18 protein-coding genes, 1 pseudogene and 1 CRISPR repeat array are annotated in these 26,670 nt (G+C 37.7%); of the genes and pseudogenes, 18 read left to right on the top strand and 1 reads right to left on the bottom strand.

The genetic code is table 11. The features are described from left to right. Nucleotides 1–74: 74 nt before the first annotated feature. The 18 genes and pseudogenes from carB to AC0KSB_RS08065 all read left to right on the top strand — a co-directional run bounded on the left by carB (nucleotide 75) and on the right by AC0KSB_RS08065 (nucleotide 26,398). Complete coding sequence (gene carB / locus AC0KSB_RS08150) at nucleotides 75–3,359, top strand: carbamoyl-phosphate synthase large subunit (protein ID WP_472308117.1); 3,285 nt, start codon at nucleotides 75–77, stop codon at nucleotides 3,357–3,359. A gap of 84 nt (nucleotides 3,360–3,443) precedes the next feature. Beyond that, nucleotides 3,444–4,265, top strand: coding sequence for a dihydroorotate dehydrogenase electron transfer subunit (locus AC0KSB_RS08145; RefSeq protein WP_472308115.1), 822 nt, complete (start codon nucleotides 3,444–3,446; stop codon nucleotides 4,263–4,265). Continuing rightward, on the top strand, nucleotides 4,259–5,170 hold the full coding sequence (locus AC0KSB_RS08140) for a dihydroorotate dehydrogenase (RefSeq protein ID WP_472308113.1): 912 nt from the start codon (nucleotides 4,259–4,261) through the stop codon (nucleotides 5,168–5,170). Before AC0KSB_RS08145 ends, AC0KSB_RS08140 begins: the two co-directional genes overlap by 7 nt. 121 nt (nucleotides 5,171–5,291) lie before the next feature. Further along, nucleotides 5,292–6,161, top strand: coding sequence for an orotate phosphoribosyltransferase (locus tag AC0KSB_RS08135; protein WP_472308111.1), 870 nt, complete (start codon nucleotides 5,292–5,294; stop codon nucleotides 6,159–6,161). A gap of 92 nt (nucleotides 6,162–6,253) precedes the next feature. Then, on the top strand, nucleotides 6,254–6,787 hold the full coding sequence (locus AC0KSB_RS08130) for a M48 family metallopeptidase (protein ID WP_472308109.1): 534 nt from the start codon (nucleotides 6,254–6,256) through the stop codon (nucleotides 6,785–6,787). Between the two features lie 57 nt (nucleotides 6,788–6,844). Then, nucleotides 6,845–7,612 (top strand): RluA family pseudouridine synthase, encoded by a 768-nt coding sequence (locus AC0KSB_RS08125; protein ID WP_472308107.1) that lies wholly within the window; start codon nucleotides 6,845–6,847, stop codon nucleotides 7,610–7,612. Nucleotides 7,613–7,738: 126 nt separating this feature from the next. After that, nucleotides 7,739–8,386, top strand: a complete 648-nt coding sequence (locus tag AC0KSB_RS08120) for a hypothetical protein (protein WP_472308105.1) — start codon at nucleotides 7,739–7,741, stop codon at nucleotides 8,384–8,386. Between the two features lie 108 nt (nucleotides 8,387–8,494). Further along, nucleotides 8,495–9,526, top strand: a pseudogene (locus AC0KSB_RS08115) (3-deoxy-7-phosphoheptulonate synthase); the annotation flags it as partial. A 26-nt stretch (nucleotides 9,527–9,552) separates the two neighbouring features. Further along, complete coding sequence (locus tag AC0KSB_RS08110; RefSeq protein ID WP_472308103.1) at nucleotides 9,553–10,494, top strand: AAA family ATPase; 942 nt, start codon at nucleotides 9,553–9,555, stop codon at nucleotides 10,492–10,494. Between the two features lie 107 nt (nucleotides 10,495–10,601). After that, the gene (locus AC0KSB_RS08105) at nucleotides 10,602–11,762 is read left to right on the top strand and encodes a DUF58 domain-containing protein (RefSeq protein WP_472308101.1); all 1,161 of its coding nucleotides are present in this window, start codon (nucleotides 10,602–10,604) and stop codon (nucleotides 11,760–11,762) included. Further along, a complete protein-coding gene (locus tag AC0KSB_RS08100; RefSeq protein ID WP_472308099.1) occupies nucleotides 11,759–14,599 on the top strand; it encodes a transglutaminase domain-containing protein in 2,841 nt (946 codons plus the stop codon). The genes AC0KSB_RS08105 and AC0KSB_RS08100 overlap by 4 nt, the downstream gene beginning before the upstream one ends. Before the next feature lie 330 nt (nucleotides 14,600–14,929). Next, a CRISPR array of direct repeats spans nucleotides 14,930–19,278; the repeat unit is 35 nt; unit sequence ATTAGAAACATCTTTCCCCGACAGGGGACGGAAAC. 241 nt (nucleotides 19,279–19,519) lie between these two features. After that, nucleotides 19,520–22,021, top strand: a complete 2,502-nt coding sequence (gene cas10 / locus AC0KSB_RS08095; RefSeq protein ID WP_472308097.1) for a type III-A CRISPR-associated protein Cas10/Csm1 — start codon at nucleotides 19,520–19,522, stop codon at nucleotides 22,019–22,021. A 4-nt stretch (nucleotides 22,022–22,025) separates the two neighbouring features. Further along, complete coding sequence (gene csm2 / locus AC0KSB_RS08090; RefSeq protein ID WP_472308095.1) at nucleotides 22,026–22,421, top strand: type III-A CRISPR-associated protein Csm2; 396 nt, start codon at nucleotides 22,026–22,028, stop codon at nucleotides 22,419–22,421. A gap of 18 nt (nucleotides 22,422–22,439) precedes the next feature. Then, entirely contained in the window at nucleotides 22,440–23,138 is a 699-nt protein-coding gene (gene csm3, locus AC0KSB_RS08085; RefSeq protein WP_472308093.1) for a type III-A CRISPR-associated RAMP protein Csm3, read from the top strand. Further along, entirely contained in the window at nucleotides 23,122–24,171 is a 1,050-nt protein-coding gene (gene csm4 / locus AC0KSB_RS08080) for a type III-A CRISPR-associated RAMP protein Csm4 (RefSeq protein ID WP_472308091.1), read from the top strand. Before csm3 ends, csm4 begins: the two co-directional genes overlap by 17 nt. Beyond that, nucleotides 24,168–25,421: a type III-A CRISPR-associated RAMP protein Csm5 gene (gene csm5 / locus AC0KSB_RS08075; RefSeq protein ID WP_472308089.1), complete on the top strand. Its 1,254-nt coding sequence runs from the start codon at nucleotides 24,168–24,170 to the stop codon at nucleotides 25,419–25,421. The genes csm4 and csm5 overlap by 4 nt, the downstream gene beginning before the upstream one ends. Nucleotide 25,422: 1 nt before the next feature. Further along, on the top strand, nucleotides 25,423–26,172 hold the full coding sequence (gene cas6 / locus AC0KSB_RS08070) for a CRISPR-associated endoribonuclease Cas6 (protein ID WP_472308087.1): 750 nt from the start codon (nucleotides 25,423–25,425) through the stop codon (nucleotides 26,170–26,172). Next, a complete protein-coding gene (locus tag AC0KSB_RS08065) occupies nucleotides 26,162–26,398 on the top strand; it encodes a hypothetical protein (protein WP_472308085.1) in 237 nt (78 codons plus the stop codon). Before cas6 ends, AC0KSB_RS08065 begins: the two co-directional genes overlap by 11 nt. 1 nt (nucleotide 26,399) lies before the next feature. On the opposite strand, the gene AC0KSB_RS08060 is transcribed toward AC0KSB_RS08065, so the two are convergent. Continuing rightward, nucleotides 26,400–26,670 (bottom strand): transposase (locus AC0KSB_RS08060; RefSeq protein WP_472307022.1); only part of this gene is annotated, 271 nt, incomplete at its 5' end.

Genomic DNA, 26,670 nt, shown 5'->3' with positions numbered 1-26,670 from the left:
AAATACATATACCTTGTTTAGCTGGTTTATAGTGGCAAAAATCAAATTGTTTTTGTTGCGGAAGGAGAATAATTATGCCAAGAAGAACTGATATTCGTCGTGTAATGGTGATTGGATCAGGTCCTATTATCATAGGTCAGGCTGCAGAATTTGACTATGCTGGTACGCAGGCATGTCAGGCTCTTAAGGCTGAGGGCTATAAAGTAATATTAGTCAACAGTAATCCTGCAACCATTATGACAGACAGTAATATGGCGGATAAGGTCTATCTTGAACCATTACAGATAGATATTATTCAGAAAATAATGCTTGATGAAAAAGTTGATGCTTTGCTGGCTACTCTTGGCGGTCAGACCGGTCTGAATTTTGCGATGGAGCTTTCTGAAAATGGTTTTCTGGACAAGCATAATATTAAACTGTTAGGAACTTCGGCTGCTGGTATATTCCGTGGTGAAGACCGAGAAGCTTTTCGCGATACCATGATGAAAATAAATGAACCTTGTATTCCTTCTGGAACTGCAGAAACAGTTGAACAGTGTCTACAGTTGGCCGAAGAAGTAGGGTATCCTGTTATTGTAAGACCTGCTTTTACACTAGGCGGTACCGGTGGAGGAATAGCAGCCAATATAGAAGAACTCAAAGCTTTTGCCGAATCAGGACTGGCCGCCAGTCGCGTCCATCAGGTTCTGATTGAGCGCAGTATTGCGGGTTGGAAGGAAATAGAATTTGAAGCAGTAAGAGATGCAGAGGGCAATGCCATAACTATCTGTAGCATGGAAAATCTTGATCCTGTAGGCGTTCACACAGGTGATTCAATTGTAATAGCTCCGGCACAGACTTTGCATGATCTGGAATATCAGAAGTTGAGAACATCAGCTTTGAAAATTGTCCATGAACTTGGTATTGTCGGAGGATGTAATGTACAGTTTGCCCAGCATCCTACGACTGCTGAATATGCTGTAATTGAAGTTAACCCACGTTTGTCGCGCAGCTCGGCACTGGCATCAAAGGCAACCGGCTATCCAATTGCCAAGGTTGCTTCTAAAATTGCGGCTGGTTACTCTCTTTATGAAATACCAAATGCAGTTACAGGTACAACTTCTGCCTGTTTTGAACCTGCGCTTGATTATGTGGTAATGAAAATACCTAAATGGCCATTTGATAAATTTGTTAAAGCCAGACGTACATTGGGTACTCAGATGAAAGCTACCGGTGAGGTGATGTCAATTGGCAACAGTGTCGAATCAGCTCTGATTAAAGCTATACGTTCTCTGGAACTTGGGCTGCAGGGTATGTATATTCCTTCATTGAGCGATCTTTCAGATGATGATCTCTGGCTGCGTATATGCACAGCTGATGATATGAGACTTTTTAGCCTGGCTGAGGGTTTACGTCGTGGTTTTGCAGTTGATGAAATCTACGAACGTACAATGGTAGACAAATTTTTCCTGTATAAAATACTGAATATCGTTAAAACAGAGCAGCTGCTTATGGCAAACAAGCAGCTTGATAATGAATTATTGACTAAAGCGGTCAAAATGGGATTTAGTGATACCTGGATAGCAAAACTTAGTGGTATACCTGCTAAGCAAATAAGGAAAGAGCGTAAAAATTGCGGTCTTGTCCATACATACAAGATGGTTGATACATGTGCCGGTGAATATAATGCTGTAACTCCTTATTTTTATTCAACAACTGATTTGCAAAACGAAGCTAAACCTACCGATAGGAAAAAAGTGCTTGTTTTTGGATCGGGACCTATCAGGATAGGGCAGGGCATTGAGTTTGACTATTGTTCTGTTCATTCAGTATGGGCTTTGCGTGAAATGGGCTATGAGGCGATTATTGCCAACAATAATCCAGAAACAGTTTCTACAGATTTTGACACATCGGATAGACTGTATTTCGAACCTCTAACACCAGATGATGTAAGGGCAATTATTGAAAATGAGAAACCGGAAGGCTGTATCTGTCAGTTTGGAGGACAGACGGCAATTAAACTTATAAAAGCGGTTTCTGATATGGGTGTTCCTATTTTCGGAACTTCAGCAGATATGGTTGATGCTGCTGAAGACCGTGAACGATTCGATCAGATTCTGGAAAAATGTCAGATCAAAAGACCTGCCGGAACTACAGTCATGACTACTAATGAAGCTTTAACAGCTGCAAAAAATCTTGGTTATCCTGTTTTGGTAAGACCTTCTTATGTCTTAGGTGGTCAAGGTATGGCGATAGTACATAGTGATGAAGACATGATTGAATATATGCGTATAATTAATCTTGTAGAGCAGGAACATCCTATTCTGATAGATAAATATCTGATGGGCGTAGAACTGGAAGTTGATGCTGTTTCCGATGGTGAAGAAATACTTATTCCCGGTATTATGGAGCATCTTGAAAGAGCAGGTATTCATTCTGGTGATTCAATCTCAATTTTTCCCGCTTATATACCGGACAAAATCCGCGATGTTATAGTCGATTATACAAGGCGTCTTGCCAAAGAAATGCAGGTTATAGGATTAATAAACATTCAGTTTATTCTTTTTAACGATGAGGTATATATTATTGAGGTTAATCCTCGTTCTTCCAGAACTGTACCCTATATAAGCAAGGTGACAGGGATACCGATAGTAGATCTGGCAACTAAAATAATGCTCGGAGCTAAACTGAAAGATTTTGAATTCGGCACCGGTCTTTATGCCCGCTATCCTGCAGTATACGCCATAAAGGCACCGGTTTTCTCTTTTGAAAAACTGCATGATGTAGATACGAGCCTTGGTCCTGAGATGAAAAGTACAGGTGAGGTTTTGGGATTGTCAACAACCTACAGTGAAGCAATGTTCAAAGCTATTCTGGCCTCTAATTTCCGTTTTCCAGAACCGGGAGCCGGCATCTTAATGACTGTAAATGATAGTGATAAGCCTGATCTTGTACCTTTGGCAGAAAGATTATTTAAACTTGGTTATGAGTTATATGGCACAGGTGGAACTGCAAACTATCTTAACAAGCATGGCATACCTTGCAGCATTGCAAGAAAAATTGAAGATGGCAAACCAAATGTGATTGATATGATAGATAGTAATAAGGTAAAATTACTAATCAACACCGAAAGTCCAAACGGACAATTGAGCGGGTTTAACGGCTTTAAGTTGCGCAGAAGAGCAACTGAGCATGGTACAGCAACAATAACATCGCTGGATACTTTGGTGGCAGTAACGGAATGTCTTGAAAAGCAGCTTAGTCCAAAAGATATTACAACCTACGAAATATCTACTTTTGCCGATATTGTTAGAGAAACAAGATTTAATAAGCTTCCTTTAAATGAGCTGCCGATGAATAATGCTATGTTGAAGAAATAGTATATATAGTTGTAAACTATATATCAGAAAGATTAGGATAATATTTTAGCAGGAAAAAACAGCAATACATGGAAGGAGATTCTATTGGCTAAAACAATTGAATTTATCAGTACGGTTGTCAGAAGACAACAGCCAAATATGTCATATATAATTTTGTCTCTAAAATGTAAAGAAATAGCAGATTCTGCCAAACCGGGGCAGTTTGTGAATCTGACTTGCAATCAATTTTTACGCAGACCTTTTGGTATTATGTCTGTTGACAAAAAAGCCGGTGAAATAGCTGTAGGTATAAGAATACAAGGTGAAGGTACATATTTTTTGTCCCAGCTTCAGCCAGGTGATAAAATTCCACTTCTGGGGCCGCTTGGACATGGATTTGATTTAGACAAATATGATCGTGTAATTACAATTGGTGGCGGCACAGGTGTTTTCCCGTTGTTTTTTGTCCAGCAGTATTGCCGGCAAAAAAATATTGAAGGAATAGCAGTCTGTGGCTATAGATCGGCAGAAGAAAGTATTCTTACCGAGGAATTCACTCAGGTTGCTTGTGCTGTTAGTTTTGCTTCAGATGCAGGTGATATGAAAGTGGCAGGACATGCCGGTCTGGCTTTAAAACAGGTTCTGGAAGTGTTAAAACAGAATCAGACTGATCTTTCCAGAACTCTTATTGCTGCCTGTGGTCCTAAAATCATGATGCAGCAGGCTGCTGAAATGGCAGCAAATGAAGGCGTTGACTGTCAGGTGTCGCTGGAGGAACGCATGGCATGTGGCATAGGAATCTGTTTGGTCTGCGTCTGTAAGACTAAAAATCCCGACAAACAATCAACAGGCTCTGATGATCAGTGGCAGCATAAACGCTGTTGTGTTGAAGGCCCTGTTTTTGATGCCAGGGAGGTTATATGGTAGATTTATCAGTTAATGTAGGCACAGTTAAATTACAAAATCCTGTACTAGCAGCTTCCGGCACATTTGGTTTTGGCAGAGAAATGGAAAATATAATTGACCTTTCTGCTATTGGAGGTATATGCTCCAAAGGACTTACATTTAATCCCAGACAAGGTAATGATGCTCCACGTGTAGCGGAATGTTCATCAGGAATGTTAAATAGCGTAGGTTTGCAAAATCCCGGAATAAAATATTTTATTGAATCTGAGCTTCCTCATATGCTGGAATATGGCTGTACTGTAATAGCAAATATTGCCGGACATTCCAGTGAAGAATATGTGGAAATGAGTAAGCTTCTTGATCAGACAAATGTAGACGCAATAGAACTTAATCTTTCTTGCCCTAATGTTGCCGGTGGTTGTATGGCCTTTGGCAGTCAGTCTTTTATGATAGAAGAAGTAGTATCAGCAGTAAGAAAAATCACCAAAAAACCTTTATGGGTAAAACTCACTCCCAATGTAACGAGTATAGCCGAGATGGCAATTGCTGCCGAAAAATCAGGAGCCGACGCCATCAGTCTGATCAATACTTTATTGGGGATGGCAATTGATCTTGAAAGCAGAAGACCTGTACAAAAGAATAATACCGGCGGTTTATCCGGTCCGGCCGTTAAACCTGTCGCTATCAGAATGGTCAACGATGTTTATAATGCAGTAGATATTCCTGTTGTCGGCATGGGAGGAATCATGAACGGCAAAGATGCTCTGGAGATGATGGTTGCAGGTGCTTCTGCCGTACAAATAGGCACAGCAAATCTAGTAAAGCCCACAGCATGTCAGGACATCATATCAGAGATTTTTAATTGGGCAAATGAGCATAATATAGATGAAATCGCTGAATTGACGGGTTCTTTGCAAAAATGGTGATATGGGAATCTTTTTTTTAGACAAGATAAAGTTATAATTGCTTTTGATACAATATTGAGAAGTAAATTGATTTTATATAGTAAAAAAGACATTATTTGAGAAGCATATGAGGTGAAAGAGTATGAATAGAAATATAACTTCAGGGAATAATATTGTGAGTTGGCTATTTGAAACCAGTGCTATTAGAGTTGCTCCTGCCGAACAACCGTTTTGGTACACATCGGGTACTCTGGGACCTTATTATGTAAATACACATTTTTTGTATGGCAGTCAGGAGGCTGCTGAGGATTTACTTGTTGCTATAGAAAAGGGCGTAAATGATCCGCTTAATATGCCTGCTGCTCTGTCGGCAAAAATTATGAAGCAGTATGAAGCCAATGAGATATTCAGGTCTTTGATGAATATGGTTTTGACCAGACTTACTGTTGAGAAATTTGACTATATTTCAGGCGGGGAAAGAAGAGATTTTTTCTTTTCGATTCCAGCAGCGGCCTTGTTGAAAAAACCGCATATTACTATTCTTAAAGATGGTCGCAGTATGATTAGCACGCCTGGTTTTGAGAAGACAAATTGGAGCAAAAAAGGAGAGCTTGAAGGCAAAAAAGTATTGCATATTGCCGATCTTGTAACTCAGGCTTCAAGTTATCTGAGAACATGGATACCGGTTGTAAAAGATTTGGGAGCAACAATGGACAGAACACTGGTTATTGTTGATCGAAAGCAAGGCGGCGAACAAGCACTTTCGGCAGAGGGAACCAAGCTTATTGCTCTTACTGCCATAGATAATAATCTTTTTACCAGAGCTGTATCAGCAGGTCTAATGACAGAAGAACAAAAACAACAAATTGACGCTTTTACAGACAATCCTGAGAGATATTTGAAGGAGTTTTTGATCAGTCATCCAGACTTTCTTAGACAACAACTAGCTTCAGGTGGCAAAAATGCTCTAAGAGCACAGCTTTGTATTGACCTAGGTTACGGAGTTAAATAAGGATTTTATAAATAGCTGATTAAGAGCAAAGTTTTTATGAACTAATTCTTATTATCCATAAGTACTAAATTTATGTTGTGAAAGGACTTATTGTGTCAAAGCTACCAGAGTTTAAATTAACCAGATCCAGACGCAAATCGGTTTCTCTGATTGTCCATCACGACAATCAGATAGAAGTCCGTTGTCCCCATAATTATCCTCTCAGCGAAATAGAAAGAATCTTGACGGAAAAAAGCAGCTGGCTGGAAGATAAAATGCAGTCAAATAAAACGAGAATCGTAATGCCTGATCTGACTGCATGTCCATCTGAAAAACTTAGGTTTTATAAAAATAATCTGGTTATGAGAATTGAAAACTTTATGCAGCATTATCAAGGGCCACATCCTAATCAGATAATGATCAGAAGACAAAAGACAAGATGGGGCAGCTGCAGCGCCAGAAGAAATATAAGCATAAATCTGATGGCATTGTTTTTGCCGGATGATTTATTTGATTATCTGATGTATCATGAACTTACACATTTAAGCCAGATGAATCATGGAAAAGATTTTTGGCTTTTGCTGGAAAGTCAGTTTCCGGGCGCCAGAGAATATGCTAATAAGCTAAAAAAATATCGTCTGGTTTAACTAATATTTTTTTCTTGCAAGCCTGATTTTGCAAACAAAAGAAAGCTGGAGTTTGTATTGAAAGAACATAAACAAAACGCCGGTTTTTCTTCATTTTCTAAGAAAAACCAGAAAAATATTGAAATTAAACTAGTCTATTGTGATGAGTATTTTTGCATAATAAATAAACCGGCAGGTATTGCCAGTCAGCCGGCAAGAACAGGACAAAATAATGTTCTGGATATTCTTTCTGCTCAGCTAAACAAGCCGGTAAAAAGTCTTTTCCCCGTAAACCGTCTTGATCAGCCAGTTTCTGGACTGATGATCATAGCTTTTGCCGGGAATATACAGGCGAAATTTGATCAACTGCGTCAAAGCAGAAAAATCAGCAAAAAATATCTGGCAGTTACAACATTTCCCCCTGCGGCAGAGTCCGGTGAGTGTAAAGATTATTTATTAAGAGATGGTAAAACAAATATTTCATCTGTTGTGACTAAAAAAACTTCAGGCAGTAAGTTTGCACATCTAAAGTGGCACTATCTGGCAAAGGCAGATAAAGACTCCTTCTATTCGGGAGAAAATATCAGCCCGGCATTGCTGGAAATAGAGCTTATTACAGGCCGCCATCATCAGATAAGAGTGCAGCTTTCTCATGCAGGTATGCCTATATGGAATGACCGCAAATACGGACATACAGACAAAGGCGACATTTTAAAAGGGACTAATATTGCCTTATTATCTAGAAAACTTGATTTTGATCATCCCGTCACCGGTAAAAGGCTTTGTTTTGAATTATCCTTGCCTGAAATTTATCCTTATTCTTTTTTCTCAAAAATGAACAGTTAGCATCAAGACTTCAATATGAGATTGTTAATTTAATACTTTTGTAATAGTTCAATTCTTAAATATGCTAAAATATATATCAGTCTGAATGATTAAATTTCGTCAAGCAAAAGCGAAGCAGGAGCAGCAATGATCTTTATTTTGATTATAACAATTATATCAACAGTTTTATTAGCTCTGAGTAATATGATTTCTCTTTGGTTTTCAGCTGCAATCTGTTTAGGCTGTCTTGCTGCTTTAGCAGTCATTGCCTGGCGCTATCTGCAAAGACGTCGTTTATTAAAACACAGGATGCGCCAATGCCAAGCTAAATGGGGAAGTAATGTTTTGCATTTAGGTGGCTTGGCTGTACCTTTGGAAACGCAAGGTCTGCTTATGTTGACCGAAGAGGAAATGCTTTTTGAAAGCGATAACCTGACCGAAGCTTTTAATCTTGGCAAAATTATATCCATACTTCCTCTTACAACAGATCAGTTCAGAGGGTTAACAGACAGTAAAATATGTGCAATTTTGGGCAGTACGCGTTGTCAGTCTTTATCTTCAGCCAGGGAGCATGTAAGACGAAGTAGCAGCGGCAGCATAAAATCAAATACAATTTTGCTGCTTCATTATCAGGAGGGTTGGCAGATAAACGAAACAATGAGCCTGGTGATAATTGCTCTTGAGCAAAAGCCTATACAGACAAAGGTTTTGTTTCAGAATGAAAAAATACGGCAAGTAATAAAAAAATATCGTCCTGTGCAAATAAAAAAGAATCATTTTAAGATGGTAAAGTAAAACGGTAGAAAAGCATTAGTAAATCCAAACAAGTATTAACTTCTGTTTTTTACAGAAGTTAGAAGGTAGTCCATGGTAGAACGGTAGTATAGTAGAAAAAGGAGCAAAAAAATGGGATTTGAGTATATGAGACGTATCCCGACTACGGAAGAAATTATCAAACAATATCCGATCAGTCAGGAAATGTCAAAAATAAAACAAAAAAGAGATCAGGAAATAAGTGATGTTCTGACAGGAAAGTCAGATCGTTTTCTGCTGATAATCGGGCCTTGCTCGGCAGATCATCCTGACCCTGTACTGGATTATGTTAATAGGTTGGCAAAAGTACAGCAGGAAGTTGCAGATAAACTTATTCTTATACCGAGAATATATACAAATAAGCCTAGAACTACAGGAGCTGGCTATAAGGGTATTATGCATCAGCCGGATCCAGAAAAAGAACCGGATATGGTTGCCGGATTAATAGCATTGCGTCAAATGCATTTAAAATCTCTTGCCGAAACCGGACTGACATCAGCAGATGAGATGCTTTATCCTGAAAATCATACGTATCTTGCAGATTTATTAAGCTATGTAGCTATTGGTGCCAGATCTGTAGAAAATCAACAACATAGACTTACTGTCAGTGGTATTGATATCCCTGCCGGTATGAAAAATCCAACCAGCGGCGATCTTAATGTCATGTTAAATAGTGTTTATGCAGCTCAAACAGGTCATGTGTTTAAATATCAGGGCTGGCAGGTTAAGACAACAGGTAATGAGCTGGCACATACTATCCTCAGAGGAGCAGTTAATAATCAGGGACAGTCAATCCCCAATTATCATTATGAAGATCTGCAGACATTAAATGAGCTTTATGCTGAACGCCTGCTTTTGAATCCAGCCTGTATAATCGACACTAATCATGCCAATTCAAATAAGAAATATAAGGAACAAAACAGAATTGCAAGAGAGGTTTTACACAGCCGTAAACTTTCTGCAGATATAAGAAGCCTGGTAAAAGGACTTATGATAGAAAGTTATATTGAAGAAGGATGTCAAAAGGTCGGCGAACATGTATACGGCAAATCGATAACAGATGCCTGTCTTGGCTGGGAAGATTCACGCCGGCTGATTTTCACAATTGCCGAAAATGTCTGATAAAGGCGACTAAAGAGAGGGGATTTATGCAGCAGAAAATAGCATTGCTGACAGAGCGTATACGTAATAATATCAATAAGGTTATGGTAGGGAAGGCAGAAGCACTTGATCTTGTAATGATCGCACTTTTGGCCAGAGGACATGTGCTTTTGGAGGATATTCCCGGAATAGGTAAAACAACACTTGTTTCCGCATTGTCACGCACACTTGGTCTTTCTTTTCAGAGAATCCAGTTTACTCCCGATGTAATGCCATCGGATATTACAGGCTTTAATCTCTATAATCAAAAAACTGGAGAATTTGAATATCGCAGTGGTCTTATCATGAATCAACTAATATTAGCAGACGAAATCAACCGTACATCTCCCAAAACACAATCAAGTCTGCTTGAGGCCATGCAGGAGAACCAAGTATCTGTTGACGGAAGTACATATATTTTGCCTCAGCCTTTTATGGTTCTAGCAACACAAAATCCGATTGAACAAATCGGTACATATCCCTTACCGGAAGCGCAGTTGGACAGATTTATGCTTAAAATAGCATTAGGATATCCATCTGTAGAAGAAGAAATGGAAATATACAGTCGTTTTTCTGCTGCCTCCCCTCTGGAAAAGCTGGAAACTGTTGTAGATACAAATGATATTTTATGGCTTCAGGAGAAAGTTCAAGAAGTTTATTGCAGCGATGCTGTAAAAAGATATATTGCTCTTTTAGCTGAAGCAAGCAGAAATCATCCTGATTTGCAGCTTGGTCTTAGTCCACGCGGTTCATTGATGCTGCTTTTAGCTGCAAGAAGTAAGGCTTTTTTGTTGGGCAGAGATTATATAATACCAGACGATGTTCAAGCAATGCTTGAACCGGTAGTTTCACATAGACTGATCTTAAAACCTGAGAGCAGATTAAGACAAAGAACGATACAGATGGCATTGTACGATCTGGTTCGTATGGTTAATGTACCACAGCCATGATGACCAGGAGACTTCTTATCTGGCTTATCACCTGCATATTAATTTATTGGGTTATCGTTTATACAGGATTCGAGGCTCTTATTATTGTTCTGCTGGTTTTGTTGCTGATGCCATTATTCGCAGTTCTGTTTTATTTACCTGCCTGGAGCAAAATACAAATCGAACAACTTTTTACCGATCCTATAGTAGAAAGGTTACAAGAAGCTTCGGTTGAGCTGAAAATAAAAAATCCTTCAAAATATTTTTTCCCCTATGTTTCGGCATTTTGCATCTGGCATAATGAAAACGGTGAAAAGCAGGTATTACGCAAAACTTTCATGCTTAAACCAAAATCCGAATATAATGTCAAGTTTGCCTGTAAAGCATATCATTGCGGTATTTTTCCAGTAGGAATATATAGATTAGCATTAAGAGATGTTTTTGGATTTTTCTACTGGCCAAGACATGGCAGTAAATGGTGGAGAAATTATGCTTCTGAAATAAATGTTATTCCCGGCTGGCAGAAAGGTGTTAATGATTGGACTGATCCCCACAACTGGCCTTTGCCAGGACTGACAGCGCAAAAACAAGTAAGTTCCGAGCTTGATGCTTTGGCAAATATAAGAGATTATCAAGCCGGAGATTCTATGAAAAGAATCCACTGGAAATTAAGTGCCAGACTTGATTCATGGATGGTGAAAGAATATGAAGACCCCAAAAAAAGATATATCTGTTTTTCTCTTGATGCCCAAGATCCACATTTAGAAAAGACATCGGAAAAACATCTTGACTGGCTTTTAGAAACAGCGGCAACTGCAATGCGGGCTTTTTTACAAAACAAAAGACAGATAAAATGGCTTGATACACAATATGATTGGCAGCTTGATCAGGCAGACCGGATGGATCAATTTGATTTGATAAGACAATCTATGAGCCATTTCAACTGGAATAACCAAAAATGGACAGATCACCTGACTATCAGGCTTGAGCATCAGCCTATAGACATGCTGGTACTGGTAACATGGCGGATCGATCAAAATATAAGTAACTGGACGGAAAATTTCTTGCAAGGAAATAAACAAAAGGTTATGCTGCTTTGGTTGAATGTCCCACAAGAGCAGAACGAACAAAAAGAAATTGGGAAAACAGGCACAAAGAAAAGCAAAAAAAATAAATCTTTGTATGAACAGAATTTTGAAACACAGACCAAAGAAAAACAAAAACAATTATGGAACAGGCTGCTTCATCTTGGTGTGCAGGGGCATATTGTCCAGGTAATTGAGCAGTGATAAAAAGAAACAGCAAAAAAACGACAAAGAAGGTTGACCACCAAAAACAAAATATAGTGGCTAAAGACATTGCAAAAAAAGAGCAAAAATCAGCTGCAAAGGCAGATAAAAAAGAGCAAAGAACAGCAGCCAAAGTACTAAAAAAAGAGCAGAAAAAAGCGGCCAAAATCCCTGTTTATAAGCAGTTGCCAGCTATTATGATAAGACTTACTATTGCATGGCTTTTTGCCATATCAATAACAAGTATGACGCTTGTATTATCTGATATAGAGTTTAGATTAATAGAGCAAGCTGTAGCTTCGGCTGCCGTTTTGCTAGTCTTATTACTGACAACATGGTTCTGGCAGGCTGTTGCTGTCCTTGCAGGTGCGGCACTTATCTCTGGACTTATAATCTGGTTTTTGCAGCTGCCTGTGGTTGTAGCATTTAATTTTTATTTTGAATATCCGGCTTTCTGGTTGGAAGAAGCCTTTTATTGGCTGATTTCACAACCAAATGTTTTCCCTGTAGAAACTTTACCGGTACTTGGTTTGCTTTTGGGAATGCTAATAAGTATGGGTTGCTACTGGCTGATAGCAAGAACAATCCAACCTTGGCTGATGTTTCTGGCAGCGGCAGGTCTAACAATAGCACATCAGTCATTAGGAAAATCTACGCCTATACCGGCTTTATTGTGTTCCATGCTCCTTGTAATTATCGCCATGGCAATCAAGCAGCCTTATTGGGGACGTAAGATAAGGCCTCGATTAATCACTATTCAAATAAGAATATTCAAATATGCCGCCATACCGGCCGCCTGTGCCGTGATAATTGCCGGTTTGCTTAGTTCGATGATCCCTGTTGAAAGCTTTGTTACAGCAAAAAGACCTTATGTGCTGGAAGATCTGGCATCTTTATTTGTTATACCGGGAATTACTCCAACTGAACCGGCTCCAGAATTCAGTATAAATTCAGCAGGTTATTACCCTATTAATAATCAGTTGGGTGGTCCTGTTCAGCTAAGCAATGAACCTGTTATGGCAATAACTGGATCACCACAATCAATGCTCTTAAAAGGAGCTGTTAGCGATATTTATAATGGTTATAGCTGGTATCGCATGCCTATGCAAGAAAACTATCGTTATGATAGTCCTTTATGGTATGACTTACAAAGAAAAGTTTTTGATCAGGATATGCCGGTTTACGAAAGCACAATTCTCGAGCCATATTCTGCACAAATTTCAGAAAATTCAGAAATACCAGTGTTAGAAGGCTGGTATAGTGAAGATTTATATTATCAGGTATCCCCTGTTAGTATAGGTATACGTTCTATTTTCCTGGCAGGCAAACCGGCAGACATAGAAATGCATCAAACCGAACTTGAAACCTTTTTACCACCAGAAGCAGAAGAAACATTTTTTGATTTTGCCAGATTTGATGAAGCACTTTTTTTTAATATGGGTGGAGCCTTATATCGCATGAGATCTTTTGCCAGTGGGCAATCTTATAATGTAAGCAGCACAAGAATCAGTATAAACCAACAAGATTTTGCAGCATGGTACGAAAACACAAATCCATCAGTTTTGTCAGGTGAAGGCTTCAATCCAGAAGAAATAATCGCCAATAATGTTAATGTCGATATGAATTATCTGCAAATTCCTGACTTGCCTGAATATCAGACAGGTGGTCAGCTTGATATGCTCGTTCAGGAAATAATCAACGATCAAACCAATCAATACGACAAAGCAATGGCAATACGCAACTATCTTTACAATAATTATACTTACTCCCTTGACGTAGAAGTACCACCGGCAGACCGTGAATTCGTTACCTGGTTTCTTGACCAAGGTGAAGGTTACTGCGTCTATTTTGGAACCGCCCTGGCAATGATGTGCAGAATGGCAGGTATACCCGCCAGATATGTAGAAGGATATGCCGTACCCGCAGGTCCAAACAATAATCTAAACAATGAATCTATACAAGACAGTACTGAACCATTTCAAGATCAAGATAACAATGCTGAAGAAGCAGCTTCAGATGTCAGTTCAGGCGAAGATTCAGCAGAAAGTCCCGATATTAATTCAAATAATATAGGCAACATAAACCAAAGAATTATTACCGGACGCCAGGCGCATGCCTGGACTGAAATTTATATTAATGGTATTGGCTGGATTTCAATAGACGCAACACCTGGTGGAGGAAGCGCAGCAGAAAACTATTTATCACCAGACGAGCCAGGTAGTCCGGATCAGGATGACCCGGAACAAGACGATCCTGAAGATGAAGATCCAGACAATAAAGATGAAAACGATCCGGAAGATGACACTGAATCAGAAGATCAGCAGACAGGAGCAGATGAACAGGACAAGCTAGAAACCAGAATTAAAAACACAATTTCTGAACTTGTAACAACAGGCAAAATAATTATCCTGCTTCTTGTTTTGCTGCTAATAGCTGCCCTTCTGGCCGCTATAATTATCATCAGCAGAAAAATTGCCAAATTCAAACAAATACAAAATCAGGAATGGTGGATAAATCAAGAAGGAAACGCTACCCAAAGAATCAGCAAGCTTTTGCCATATATAATAAAATTAGCAAAATATCATAAGCTGGACTGGGAACAAGGATTAACCTGGAATTCCTATGCAATTAAATTATCAGAAACACTAGAAAAGTATATAGAAAAAGCCGAACTTGAGCAGGCCTGTATATACATAAACGAAGCCCTATACAGCAAACATCAGCTAACTGAGCAGCAGTGGCAAACTGTTTGGGCGGTTTTCAGCCGCATGTTTGACCATAGAATCAAGACAAAACCAAGTATCTTATGGAAAGTTAGGTTGATACTGGGGATTTGATGAAAATTGAAGGACATTATATTTTTGATATAAAGTGTTATTCAGAATATGCTTGTAATCATTAAAGGATAAAGATAAGAAAATTAATAATGAATTAATGGAATTTATCTAGTGTATGATATACTTTTTTATATAATAATGTAATGAAGATAGTTAAAAGATTAATAATATGGTTCTAAAGTACGATTTGTGCTTATGAACGCAGATTGCTGATATAAGGTGATTACAGAGTTTTTTGAGGTGAAATAAATGTATATTAAAGTTTTATTTAAACGAACGCGCAAATTGCATTTCAGAAGTGTTGCAATCAGGACGTCTTAAAGGTATGCTATTAGAAACATCTTTCCCCGACAGGGGACGGAAACTACCGCCGTGCTTGATATACTCGATTGTTTTTTATAAATTAGAAACATCTTTCCCCGACAGGGGACGGAAACCGAAGATAAAAATATTGTAACATTAGGTAATTTTTCAAATTAGAAACATCTTTCCCCGACAGGGGACGGAAACTGAAGAAATATCGTTAATTGAAGTGGTGCATTTAATATTAGAAACATCTTTCCCCGACAGGGGACGGAAACTGATGATCCTAGAGTTGCATATGATCCACAAAGATCTTATTAGAAACATCTTTCCCCGACAGGGGACGGAAACGACTTGATATGATATTGTTTACAATTACTGTATTTGTTGCATTAGAAACATCTTTCCCCGACAGGGGACGGAAACTAACTTCTTTTTTTACAAAAGCATCTATTGTTTCATATTAGAAACATCTTTCCCCGACAGGGGACGGAAACGAAAGTTTCAAAGTTCCGTCAGACAAATCTTCTTTAAATTAGAAACATCTTTCCCCGACAGGGGACGGAAACATACCATCTTCCCAACTATGTTGGTTAAATCTTAACTTTTTATTAGAAACATCTTTCCCCGACAGGGGACGGAAACTTTATATTAAGCATATCATTGGCTCGTTCAGTGTACTCATTAGAAACATCTTTCCCCGACAGGGGACGGAAACTGCCATCACCACTAAAGCAATAAAAACAAGCTCTGTCTATTAGAAACATCTTTCCCCGACAGGGGACGGAAACTCTCTATTTCGTGAGGGCAAAAACCAGTGCCATCACCAATTAGAAACATCTTTCCCCGACAGGGGACGGAAACATTGATATAATAGATTTACCGGCGTTTGTTCTTGCATTAGAAACATCTTTCCCCGACAGGGGACGGAAACTGACTCTGATGTAATGATGTAGACATTTACTGGCTTTTTCTGATTAGAAACATCTTTCCCCGACAGGGGACGGAAACACATCTAATTTTTTTATCATGGTTTTCTCGCTTTATTAGAAACATCTTTCCCCGACAGGGGACGGAAACCTCTCCAGCCGCCATCGTATAAAACACTTGCTCTTTCATTAGAAACATCTTTCCCCGACAGGGGACGGAAACCTCTCCAGCCGCCATCGTATAAAACACTTGCTCTTTCATTAGAAACATCTTTCCCCGACAGGGGACGGAAACATGAATCTAAAAAAATTGTTTATACTGATGATATTCAATTAGAAACATCTTTCCCCGACAGGGGACGGAAACCCTTGATTGCGTATAGTTATAAAATCATCTGTTTCAAATAATTAGAAACATCTTTCCCCGACAGGGGACGGAAACATCTTTCCCCGACAGGGGACGGAAACCTTATTGTCATATTATAACTCCCTCCTTATCTGATTAGAAACATCTTTCCCCGACAGGGGACGGAAACACCTTATAGAGATGCTCAACCAAAGGTAGATTTTAAATTAGAAACATCTTTCCCCGACAGGGGACGGAAACTATGATCTCACCATTGTTCATACAACCTCCTTGCCTATGCATATTAGAAACATCTTTCCCCGACAGGGGACGGAAACTCTGAACTGTTATAAATTATGTTATTTTTATTCAATTAGAAACATCTTTCCCCGACAGGGGACGGAAACCCAGAACCAAACAAAGGCAAGGACGATCCTTACAGATTAGAAACATCTTTCCCCGACAGGGGACGGAAACCCACAACTTGACCGAATGACGCCCACGTCATGTAGGCTTATTAGAAACATCTTTCCCCGACAGGGGACGGAAACGCCCCTGATTGGGTCTCTTCCAACCCGGTTTTTTTGGATTAGAAACATCTTTCCCCGACAGGGGACGGAAACTAAACCGGCTCAATGTCGTTGGCCTTGTTCCCGGAGAATTAGAAACATCTTTCCCCGACAGGGGACGGAAACTGCCTTTACGTCTGCCTTTACGTCTGCCAGCAGATTAATTAGAAACATCTTTCCCCGACAGGGGACGGAAACTAGCAAGAGCTTTTTTTCTTGCCGTATAAGGGATTTGCTATTAGAAACATCTTTCCCCGACAGGGGACGGAAACTTCCTGCTACAACCCAGTTTCCATCTTCTTTTGTCCAGATTAGAAACATCTTTCCCCGACAGGGGACGGAAACTTGTGCCAGATATCCTTTTTTTAGTAACTCTGCCTTGTTCATTAGAAACATCTTTCCCCGACAGGGGACGGAAACCGGAGTAATCGGAGAATGGCAAGAATTCTCCGGAAACAAATTAGAAACATCTTTCCCCGACAGGGGACGGAAACTTCACGAAGGTTGACATTTTCATGTCAACCCACTCGGATTAGAAACATCTTTCCCCGACAGGGGACGGAAACCCTATCTTCTGCATGACCTTTTAATATCCATTTAGAAGTTTATTAGAAACATCTTTCCCCGACAGGGGACGGAAACTCTATCGCCCACTCTTCTTAAGTGGACGTATTTTTTCATTAGAAACATCTTTCCCCGACAGGGGACGGAAACTTTTTAGGCGTATCGCACTCTTCAATCCATCCTTTCGCCTATTAGAAACATCTTTCCCCGACAGGGGACGGAAACACCTTCGCTTCACCTCGGTTAATACGAGATTCATAGATTATTAGAAACATCTTTCCCCGACAGGGGACGGAAACTACCATTCCGTCGATGTTAACAGGATTTTTATATCCATTAGAAACATCTTTCCCCGACAGGGGACGGAAACTTTTAGTAACTCTGCCTTATTCATTTTAACTTTCATAAAAAAATTAGAAACATCTTTCCCCGACAGGGGACGGAAACGGAACAGCCCAGGGGTTGGGAGACCCTAAAAGAGAAATTAGAAACATCTTTCCCCGACAGGGGACGGAAACGGGCAACTCCAACTAATAGTTGGACTTGCTAAACGACCCCGATTAGAAACATCTTTCCCCGACAGGGGACGGAAACCCTGATGCACGATCCCAATAACGCAACTTCAAATTAATTAGAAACATCTTTCCCCGACAGGGGACGGAAACAAGGTTGAAACATGGGGCAACGCAAAATTCCAGCTATTATTAGAAACATCTTTCCCCGACAGGGGACGGAAACCATGTTCCGGCAGTTTGCCCCTTGTTTGGGGACTTCCAATTAGAAACATCTTTCCCCGACAGGGGACGGAAACCTGATTCTCCGTCAGTAAACGCTATTATTTGGTTACCATTAGAAACATCTTTCCCCGACAGGGGACGGAAACAACATCTTCAAATTTTCCTCCACTCAATTCTGCCATATTAGAAACATCTTTCCCCGATAGGGGACGGAAACTCGGCGGCTGGTCATTTCTTTTGCTTCTATCTGTGACAATTAGAAACATCTTTCCCCGACAGGGGACGGAAACTTTGCTGATTGCTTTGGCGTTAGTCACGTTTACGATCAATTAGAAACATCTTTCCCCGACAGGGGACGGAAACCTGATTCTCCGTCAGTAAACGCTATTATTTGGTTACCATTAGAAACATCTTTCCCCGACAGGGGACGGAAACTTTCAATTTTCATTTTAAATACCTCTCTTTTATGTTTAATTAGAAACATCTTTCCCCGACAGGGGACGGAAACTGTTTGCTTGTTGTTTTTGACCATTTTCCAAGCTCAATAAATTAGAAACATCTTTCCCCGACAGGGGACGGAAACTTTCCATCTACAGATATTACATAAACCATGAGAATCAATTAGAAACATCTTTCCCCGACAGGGGACGGAAACTTTGTTTCAGTGTTTACAAGAGCGACAATAGTATTGATTAGAAACATCTTTCCCCGACAGGGGACGGAAACTGCTCTTTCGGTTATCATGATAACCTTCCTTTCTGCATTAGAAACATCTTTCCCCGACAGGGGACGGAAACCTCCCTGATTTAGCTGTATAAGCTGATCTAGTAAATTAGAAACATCTTTCCCCGACAGGGGACGGAAACCAGTCAAGACAACTGGAACGGAGAATTTTACTCTGAATTAGAAACATCTTTCCCCGACAGGGGACGGAAACCTTTTTCCAAGCCGGATTTTTTGGAGCGTAATGCTCCAAGAATTAGAAACATCTTTCCCCGACAGGGGACGGAAACCATCTCCAGCCACCATCATAAAGAGCGGCTGTTGTTTATTAGAAACATCTTTCCCCGACAGGGGACGGAAACTTTAAATTTTATCATTTATAACACCCCTTTCAATGATTAGAAACATCTTTCCCCGACAGGGGACGGAAACCCCGTTTGTCATTGATAGCTGGGCTGACTCTGACGTCAACCATTAGAAACATCTTTCCCCGACAGGGGACGGAAACGACATTTTAGCCGCTATAAATGTCTCTTGACATATTGAACAAAAAATGATGCTTGTTTTTTACAAACAAGTTTTTTCTGCAATATAAGTATATAATTATTATTTTTGCGAATTCTTGTATTAAATAATTGCTTTTGTTTTTTTGTGTTTTAAAATGCGAGAAAAAAAACAATTTAAAATAACTATATGTATTGGTATAATCAAAATTGCTACAAAATATCAGAATTAGGAAGGTACATTCAATGGAAGGAATCAGAAAACAGATTTACTATGCTTCCATGCTTCATGATATCGGTAAAGTAGTTTTAAGAAGCGGATTGTCAGAGAAAAAGCAAAATCATTCTCAGGCTGGTTCTATGCAACTAAAAAAAATAATGGATTCTTGGTGTGATTCTAAAGAGGTTATTGAAGCAATAAGATACCATCATATTAGAGAGTTAGAGAATTCAGATATAGATAATAATCATATAGCTTGGATTGTTTGTGAAGCAGATAATATAGCTGCAGGAATGGATCGTAGAGATAGACCTGCGGAAGGTGACGATGTTGATTACTCAGGTGTTAGATTTTCGCAGACAAAATGCCTTGATAATATATTCAATATTGTTAGAACGGAAAGATTAGATAAAGATACAAAATCAGAGTATCCACTTATTTATGGTATGCATGAAGAAACTACATATACACCTCCTGATTTTTCGGGTGATTTAAAAGCTTATTCTTCAAATTATGTTGAAATTTGGAATTCTTTGAAGAATAATTTAACAGGAATTGACTGGTACGATAATGGATATATGAATTCTCTGTATAACTTGCTAGAGGGATATTTTTCGTATATTCCTTCTAGTACTGATACCAATCAGGTAACAGATATTTCTTTATTTGATCATTGCACTTTAACTTCAGCAGTTTCTTCATGTATCATAGATTATTGTGAAGAAAAAAACATCTCTGATTATAAAAAATTGTGTTTTAATGATGTTAAAAAATTCAGGTCTGAGAAATTATTTTTGCTTGTTCATGCTGATTTGTCAGGAATACAAGATTTTATTTATACAATAAGTTCTAAGAATGCACTAAAATCACTTCGTGGCAGATCATTTTATTTGGAATTGATATTGGAGCAAATAGCTAATGAAATTTTGTTTAAATTAGATCTTAGTCGTTCAAATTTAATTTACTCTGGTGGTGGCGGCTTTTATATGCTAGTACCGAACACAAAAAAATCTAGAGACACTCTAGATTCTTCTTTAAATATTTTTAATCAATGGTTGTTGGATAATTTTGGAATTGATCTGTATTTAGGTATTGCTTGGTCAGAAGCATCTCCTGCTCATTTTATGTTTGATAAAAATTGTCAGAGTGTTCATATGTCTGATGTTTTTAGAGAAGTGTCACAGCAATTATCTGCTCAAAAGCTACATCGATATAGTTCAAAACAACTTGCAAATATTTTTAAACCTGTTATTCCAGAACATGGGGATAGAGAATGCAGTATTTGTGGTAAATCAGAGCAAATGATAAGTACTAGTGTTGAAAAGGCAGATTTTAATTTTGTTAATAATAATGTCTGTATCTTTTGTAGTGGTTTAATAGATTTAGGTTCCACGATTGTAAATAAAAATAAAAATTCTAGAATGGCATTTGTTGTTGAAAAAGAGAGACCACAAAACGGAACTATTTTACCTCTTCCAGGATATGAAAAAACTTTTTGGCTTAATATTTCAACACCAGATCAAGTTAGAAAAAAACAAAAAAACAATCCTGAAAATATCGTAAGAATATATTCAAAAAATTACAGAGGGAGTGGATTGGAGGCTTCTAATAACCTTTGGGTAGGTGATTATAATTTCTGTATAAATAAACCTGAAGGTTCCGTTGAGTTTAAGGATTTTATAGATTTTCGTGATAATTTGGGAATTAAGCGCATAGCTGTTATGCGTGCTGATGTTGATAACCTTGGAGATGTTTTTGCCAAAGGGTTTAGAGGAGATAGTTCAGATAAATCAAAATATGAAACACTGGGAAGATACGCAACATTATCTAGAAGCTTATCCAGGTTTTTCAAAAATAGCATTAATCACATAGCGGCGGCAAGAAAGCGAAGCATGGTATTAGTTTATGCTGGCGGTGATGATATTTTCGCTGTTGGAGCTTGGGATGAAATTATTGAATTTGCTTTAGATTTAAGATCTGCCTTTAGAGATTTTACTGCCGACAAACTATCATTTTCTGCAGGTATTGGATTTTTCAGACATAATTATCCGATCTTTAGAATGGCTGATTTAACAGGTCAATTAGAAGCTGCTGCCAAAACTGGGAAAAAAGATCAAATTGCACTTTTTGGAATGCAAAACATAGAAGGTACTGAACTTTGTGATCACATACATTCGTGGAAGAATTTTAGCGAGGGAGTTTTACCTAAAAGAGATTTTCTTATGAAATCTATTAAACATGATTTAACTTCATCGGATAAACAAGATTACTCGACTAGTAAATCTTTTCTCTATAAATTGTTTGATCTTATTATTAGTGCAGAGGAAGGCAAAAAAATATCACTTGCTAGACTTGCGTACCTTCTGGCAAGACGTGAGCCTCCCTTAAACTCTCCACCAGCAGATCAACAGGATTATATTGATTTGCGAAATAATATTTATAACTGGACAACAGATAAATTTTCTAGGAAAGAATTAAAAACTGCAATAATGTTGTGTGTCTATGCTATTAGAGGGGAAGGAGAATAATCCTATGAATAAGGTTTTAATTGATGGAAGCAAAGATTATGATCCAGTAGAAGTTGGCAAATTATTAGTAGATAATATGGATCCTAAAAGAGGTTTTACTACTTCTCAGTTAAGAAAGGTTCTTTCTTCTGCTGCAGTTGTTAAAAACAAAATAGACCGTAAGGCAGCAAATACAAAGAAATTAAGCAAAGAACTACAAGATGAGATCCAATATTTACGGCTTAAACTTGTATATCAAATGGGAAGAGATACAAACATTAAAATCGGTCTTTCTCAAACTGTTATTGATTTACCTTTGATAATAAAGAATATAGGTGATAATAAAGAAAAATTTAACTGTTTTTATAAATTGCTTGAGTCTATAGTAGCTTACAGAAAATTTGCTGGTAATGATAGATAGTGAAGGGAGACATACACAATGGATCAGAAAACACCTACAATAAAAGGGAAAATATCTATAACAGGTAATCTAACACTTAAGTCAGGTTTGCATATTGGAACATCAGGTGATTTTTCTCCAATTGGAGCTGTTGATAGTATTGTAATTCGTGATCCTATTACTCATCAGCCGATAATACCAGGTAGTTCTGTTAAAGGCAAAATGAGAAACCTTCTTGCTGCTACTGAAACAGATAAACCGTGGGTACCTAAAATAGAAGAAGAAAGTGAAAATATTTCAAGACTTTTTGGTCTTGGAGGTAAAACTATACGTAGATCAAGACTTCAATTTTTTGATTTATTTATGTCTGAAGATTGTATAGAAGTCTTAGATGCAGCAGACACTGACCTATATTTGACTGAGATAAAATTTGAAAATACTATAAATAGACTAACTTCGGTTGCAAATCCTAGACAATTAGAAAGAGTACCTGCGGGTTCTGTTTTTGAATTTAAATTGACTTATACAGTTGAAAGTATGGAAGAATTTGTAGAAGATATGCAGACTCTAGGTAAAGGATTGTTACTACTTCAATTAGATTATATAGGTCAAGGTGGTTCTCGTGGCAATGGTAGAATAGAGTTTTCAGATATAGATATAGAAGACAAGTTAAATACCATTAATAAACAAGATGTACAAAAAGCTGTGGAGGTGCTGAACAGTGCAATACAAGCCTGATTATCATTTGCTCAGGCTCGAGTTTGAAACCCCTGTTAGATTTGGTGATGGTAAAGGGGCATCAGGATTAGATAGTTCGGTAATGACTGCTTCTTCTGATACTTTGTTTTCTGCTGTTTGTACTGAGTGGATTAAATTATATGGATTATCTTCATTGAATAACCTGATTGAAGAAATTGAATCAAATCAAATTAATATTTCTAGCTTAATGCCGTGGCAACAGGAAATTAATAATTTTGACAGTTTTAGATACTTTGTTCCTCGTCCCTTGTTAGCTGGTAAATCAAAGGTTAGTAGTGGCACACAAATTAAGAAAAAGTTAAAGAAAATAAATTGGATTGAAGCTGGCAACATGGTTGATTATCTGAATTTTGTTAAAAGTTCTGAAGGAGATTTAGAAGATTATCAAATAGGCTTTGGTTCTGAAGTTGTTTTTGATAGAGTTTATACCAGAACAGATTCAGAACCTATGCCTTATATAGTTTCGGCATTTAAATTTTTAGATGAAAAAAAGAAACAAGGTAACGCTAATGAGCCGAAGTATATTTCTGGTCTTTATTTTATAGTTAGTATTAATAATTCTGAAATTTTTGAAAACTTCCTACGTGTCATAGAATGTATTGGTATTAGTGGAATTGGTGGAAAGGTTTCAAGTGGTCTGGGTAAGTTTATTGTTTGGGATGAAAAGATTAACCATTCTGCAAGTAGTAGAGCACTTGAAAGAATGTTAAACGATTCTGAAGCTGATTATTATATGTTATTATCAGTTGTATCTCCTAACATTGATGATATTAATGTTATAAGTGACTCTGAAAGCAAGTTTTTGCTGAAAAAAAGTAGTGGATTTACTTCATCCGAATTTTTTTGCAATGCTGAAAATGGTAATCCTCTTAAACGTAAAAACTGCATTTTGTTAAAAGAAGGTTCCTGTTTTTCTAAACCTTTGGATGGTCTTTTGCTGAACCTTTCTTATGGAGGGATGCACCCTGTCTACAGATTGGCAAAAGCTTTTAATTTGGGGTTGAAATTATGAATAATTTTGTAAAATTAAATTCATTTGACATGGAATTTTATGTAATGACACCTGTTCATGTTGGCAGCTCAGATAAATATGCTAAAACAGATTTTATTTATGATTATCAGAAAAAAAGAGCTGCGATACTTGATCAGAGTAAATGGATGAGTTGGCTTAGAGAGAGAAATATACTTGAAAATTATATTAGTTCACTTGCTAGCAATAGTAAAAATTTTGATAATTTCCAGTGGTTGAGAAGAAACAAAATAAATGATCCATTTATAGCATGTAAAAATACTTTTTTAACTGTTATTGATCTAGAAAGCGCTGGCGGTAATACATTAAATGAAATAGCTAAACATGTTAAAGATGTTTTTTTACAGCCTTATATACCAGGTAGCTCAATAAAAGGTGCAATAAGATCGGCTATTATCACTGATATGATCGCAAAAAAGCGAGTAGAGGATATATCTTTTGAATTAAAACTAAATAAACTTTGGCATGAATATGAAAATAAGATATTAAATGATATTTTTAGAAAAAAAGATCTAGATTTTATTTCTAAAGATATCGAACAGAAGTTAATGGATATTTTATTTAAAAAGGCATTGAATGCTGAAGGTAAACAATTAACTGACATCCTAGGAGATCCCTTTCGGGCAATAAGAGTATCTGACAGTTTACCTTTTAATAAGAATTCGGTTATAATTTCTAAAAAACATGATCTGATTGTCCCTCCAGGAAAAAACACTGTTTCGGAAATTTCTCTCTGGAGAGAAAGTATTAAGCCAGGAACTAAAACACAATTTTCTATAACTCTTGATTTATCATTTTTGCAAATGGTTGGTCTTGAGCACATTAAGGGAGCAGATTCTATTATGGACGCTCTTAGTACACATAGGAAGAATGTGCTAGATAGACATGAAAAATTACTGACTAATTATATCAACAAAAATGATCAGTCAGGCATGTATGATTATAAAATTACGAAAGCAATAAAAGATTATCAGGTTATAACAATAGGTGGTGGTACTGGATTCCAAAATAAAAGTCTCTTGTACGCTCTTGCTCCAGATGAAAAAAAAGCAAATAAATTAGCTGAGAAAATTTTAGAAATACAATTTCCAAGAAAACATATTAATAAAGATAAAATAGCTTCGCCTAGAACAATAAAAACGACTTGGATAGAAAACGTTGATAAATCAAAATCTGGAAGATATAAGTTAGGTCTTTGTGCAATAAAAGAAATTAATAGTACGGTGAATTAGAATGTTAGCAAGATATGAATTGCCACTTAAAACAAATGGATCAAATAGTATAAATCAATTTTGGGGTTCACTTTTACATGGAGCATTAATGCAATATTTGCCTCCAGATATAGCAACTGATTTACATTCTGAAGGTCTTAAGCCTTTTTCTCAATTTATAAAAAAAGATGCCAATGGTCAATGTTTTTGGGTTTTTTGTTGTTTAACAGATAAAATGTCTATTATATTTGAGGATAATATTGTAAAAAAAATGCCCGATAAATGGCACATAAAACAAAAAAATCAGGATTTAGAAATAGGTCAACCAGTAAGTGTAGAAAAGATTTCTTATCAGCAATTAACTGATCGTGTTTTCAAAAGTGCTGAATTGGATCGTAGTTTTAAACTTGAAATTTCCAGTCCAACTACTTTTAAAAGCAATGGTAAACATGTCATTTTCCCAACATCTAGCCTTATTATTAACAGTCTAATGCAAAGATGGGATGCTTTTTCAAAAGATTATGGTATCAGTGATCCAGAAGTAAGAGAACATTTGACAAATTATGTTCATATCCGTGATTATCGATTATCTTCTGCTTCATATAGTATAGATTCAGCTTGGTTAAAAGGATTTTATGGGAATATTGTTTTTAGTATAAGTGGTCCAGATGCATTAAGAAGACTTGCTTTGCTGTTGTTGAATTTTTCCAGGTTTTCAGGCATTGGTGTAAAAACTTCTCTAGGTATGGGAGGTCTTGATCATGGTAAATAGTATTTTGTTTTCACCAGTAGGAACAACAGACCCTGTAAGGGATGATTTTGAGGGTCCCTTACTGCAAATAGTTAGGCATTATAATCCTGGTATTATATATTTATATTTGACAAAAGAAATGCTAAATAAATCTGCATCTGATAATAGATATGAAAAAGCATTATTAAGACAAGCTGTGAGTCAAGTCCAAAAAGTTGGTGTAAATTGTCTTCCGGTATCTGCATGAATCAGGTGACAACATGCAGGTATGCTGCTCGTTCTGCTAACGCTTCTTTTCTTGCTGTTTCTCTCTCATCAAAGTAGCGATCCATTATGAAATACTTTTTGCCGGTCAACCATTTTTCATGGTGCTCCATCAGAACTGCTCCCATCAGTCGGATAAGACTGTCATCATTGGGGAATATCCGTATAACGCGTTCCCTACGACGTAGCTCTTCGTTGAGTCGTTCTATGCTGTTACTGGTTCTCAGTCGTTTGCGATAGGCTTCCGGCAAAGCA

It is taken from the genome of Ercella succinigenes (assembly GCF_900002895.1).
The sequence above is the reverse complement of the archived record's forward strand: the minus strand, read 5'-3'. Positions and strand labels throughout refer to the sequence as shown.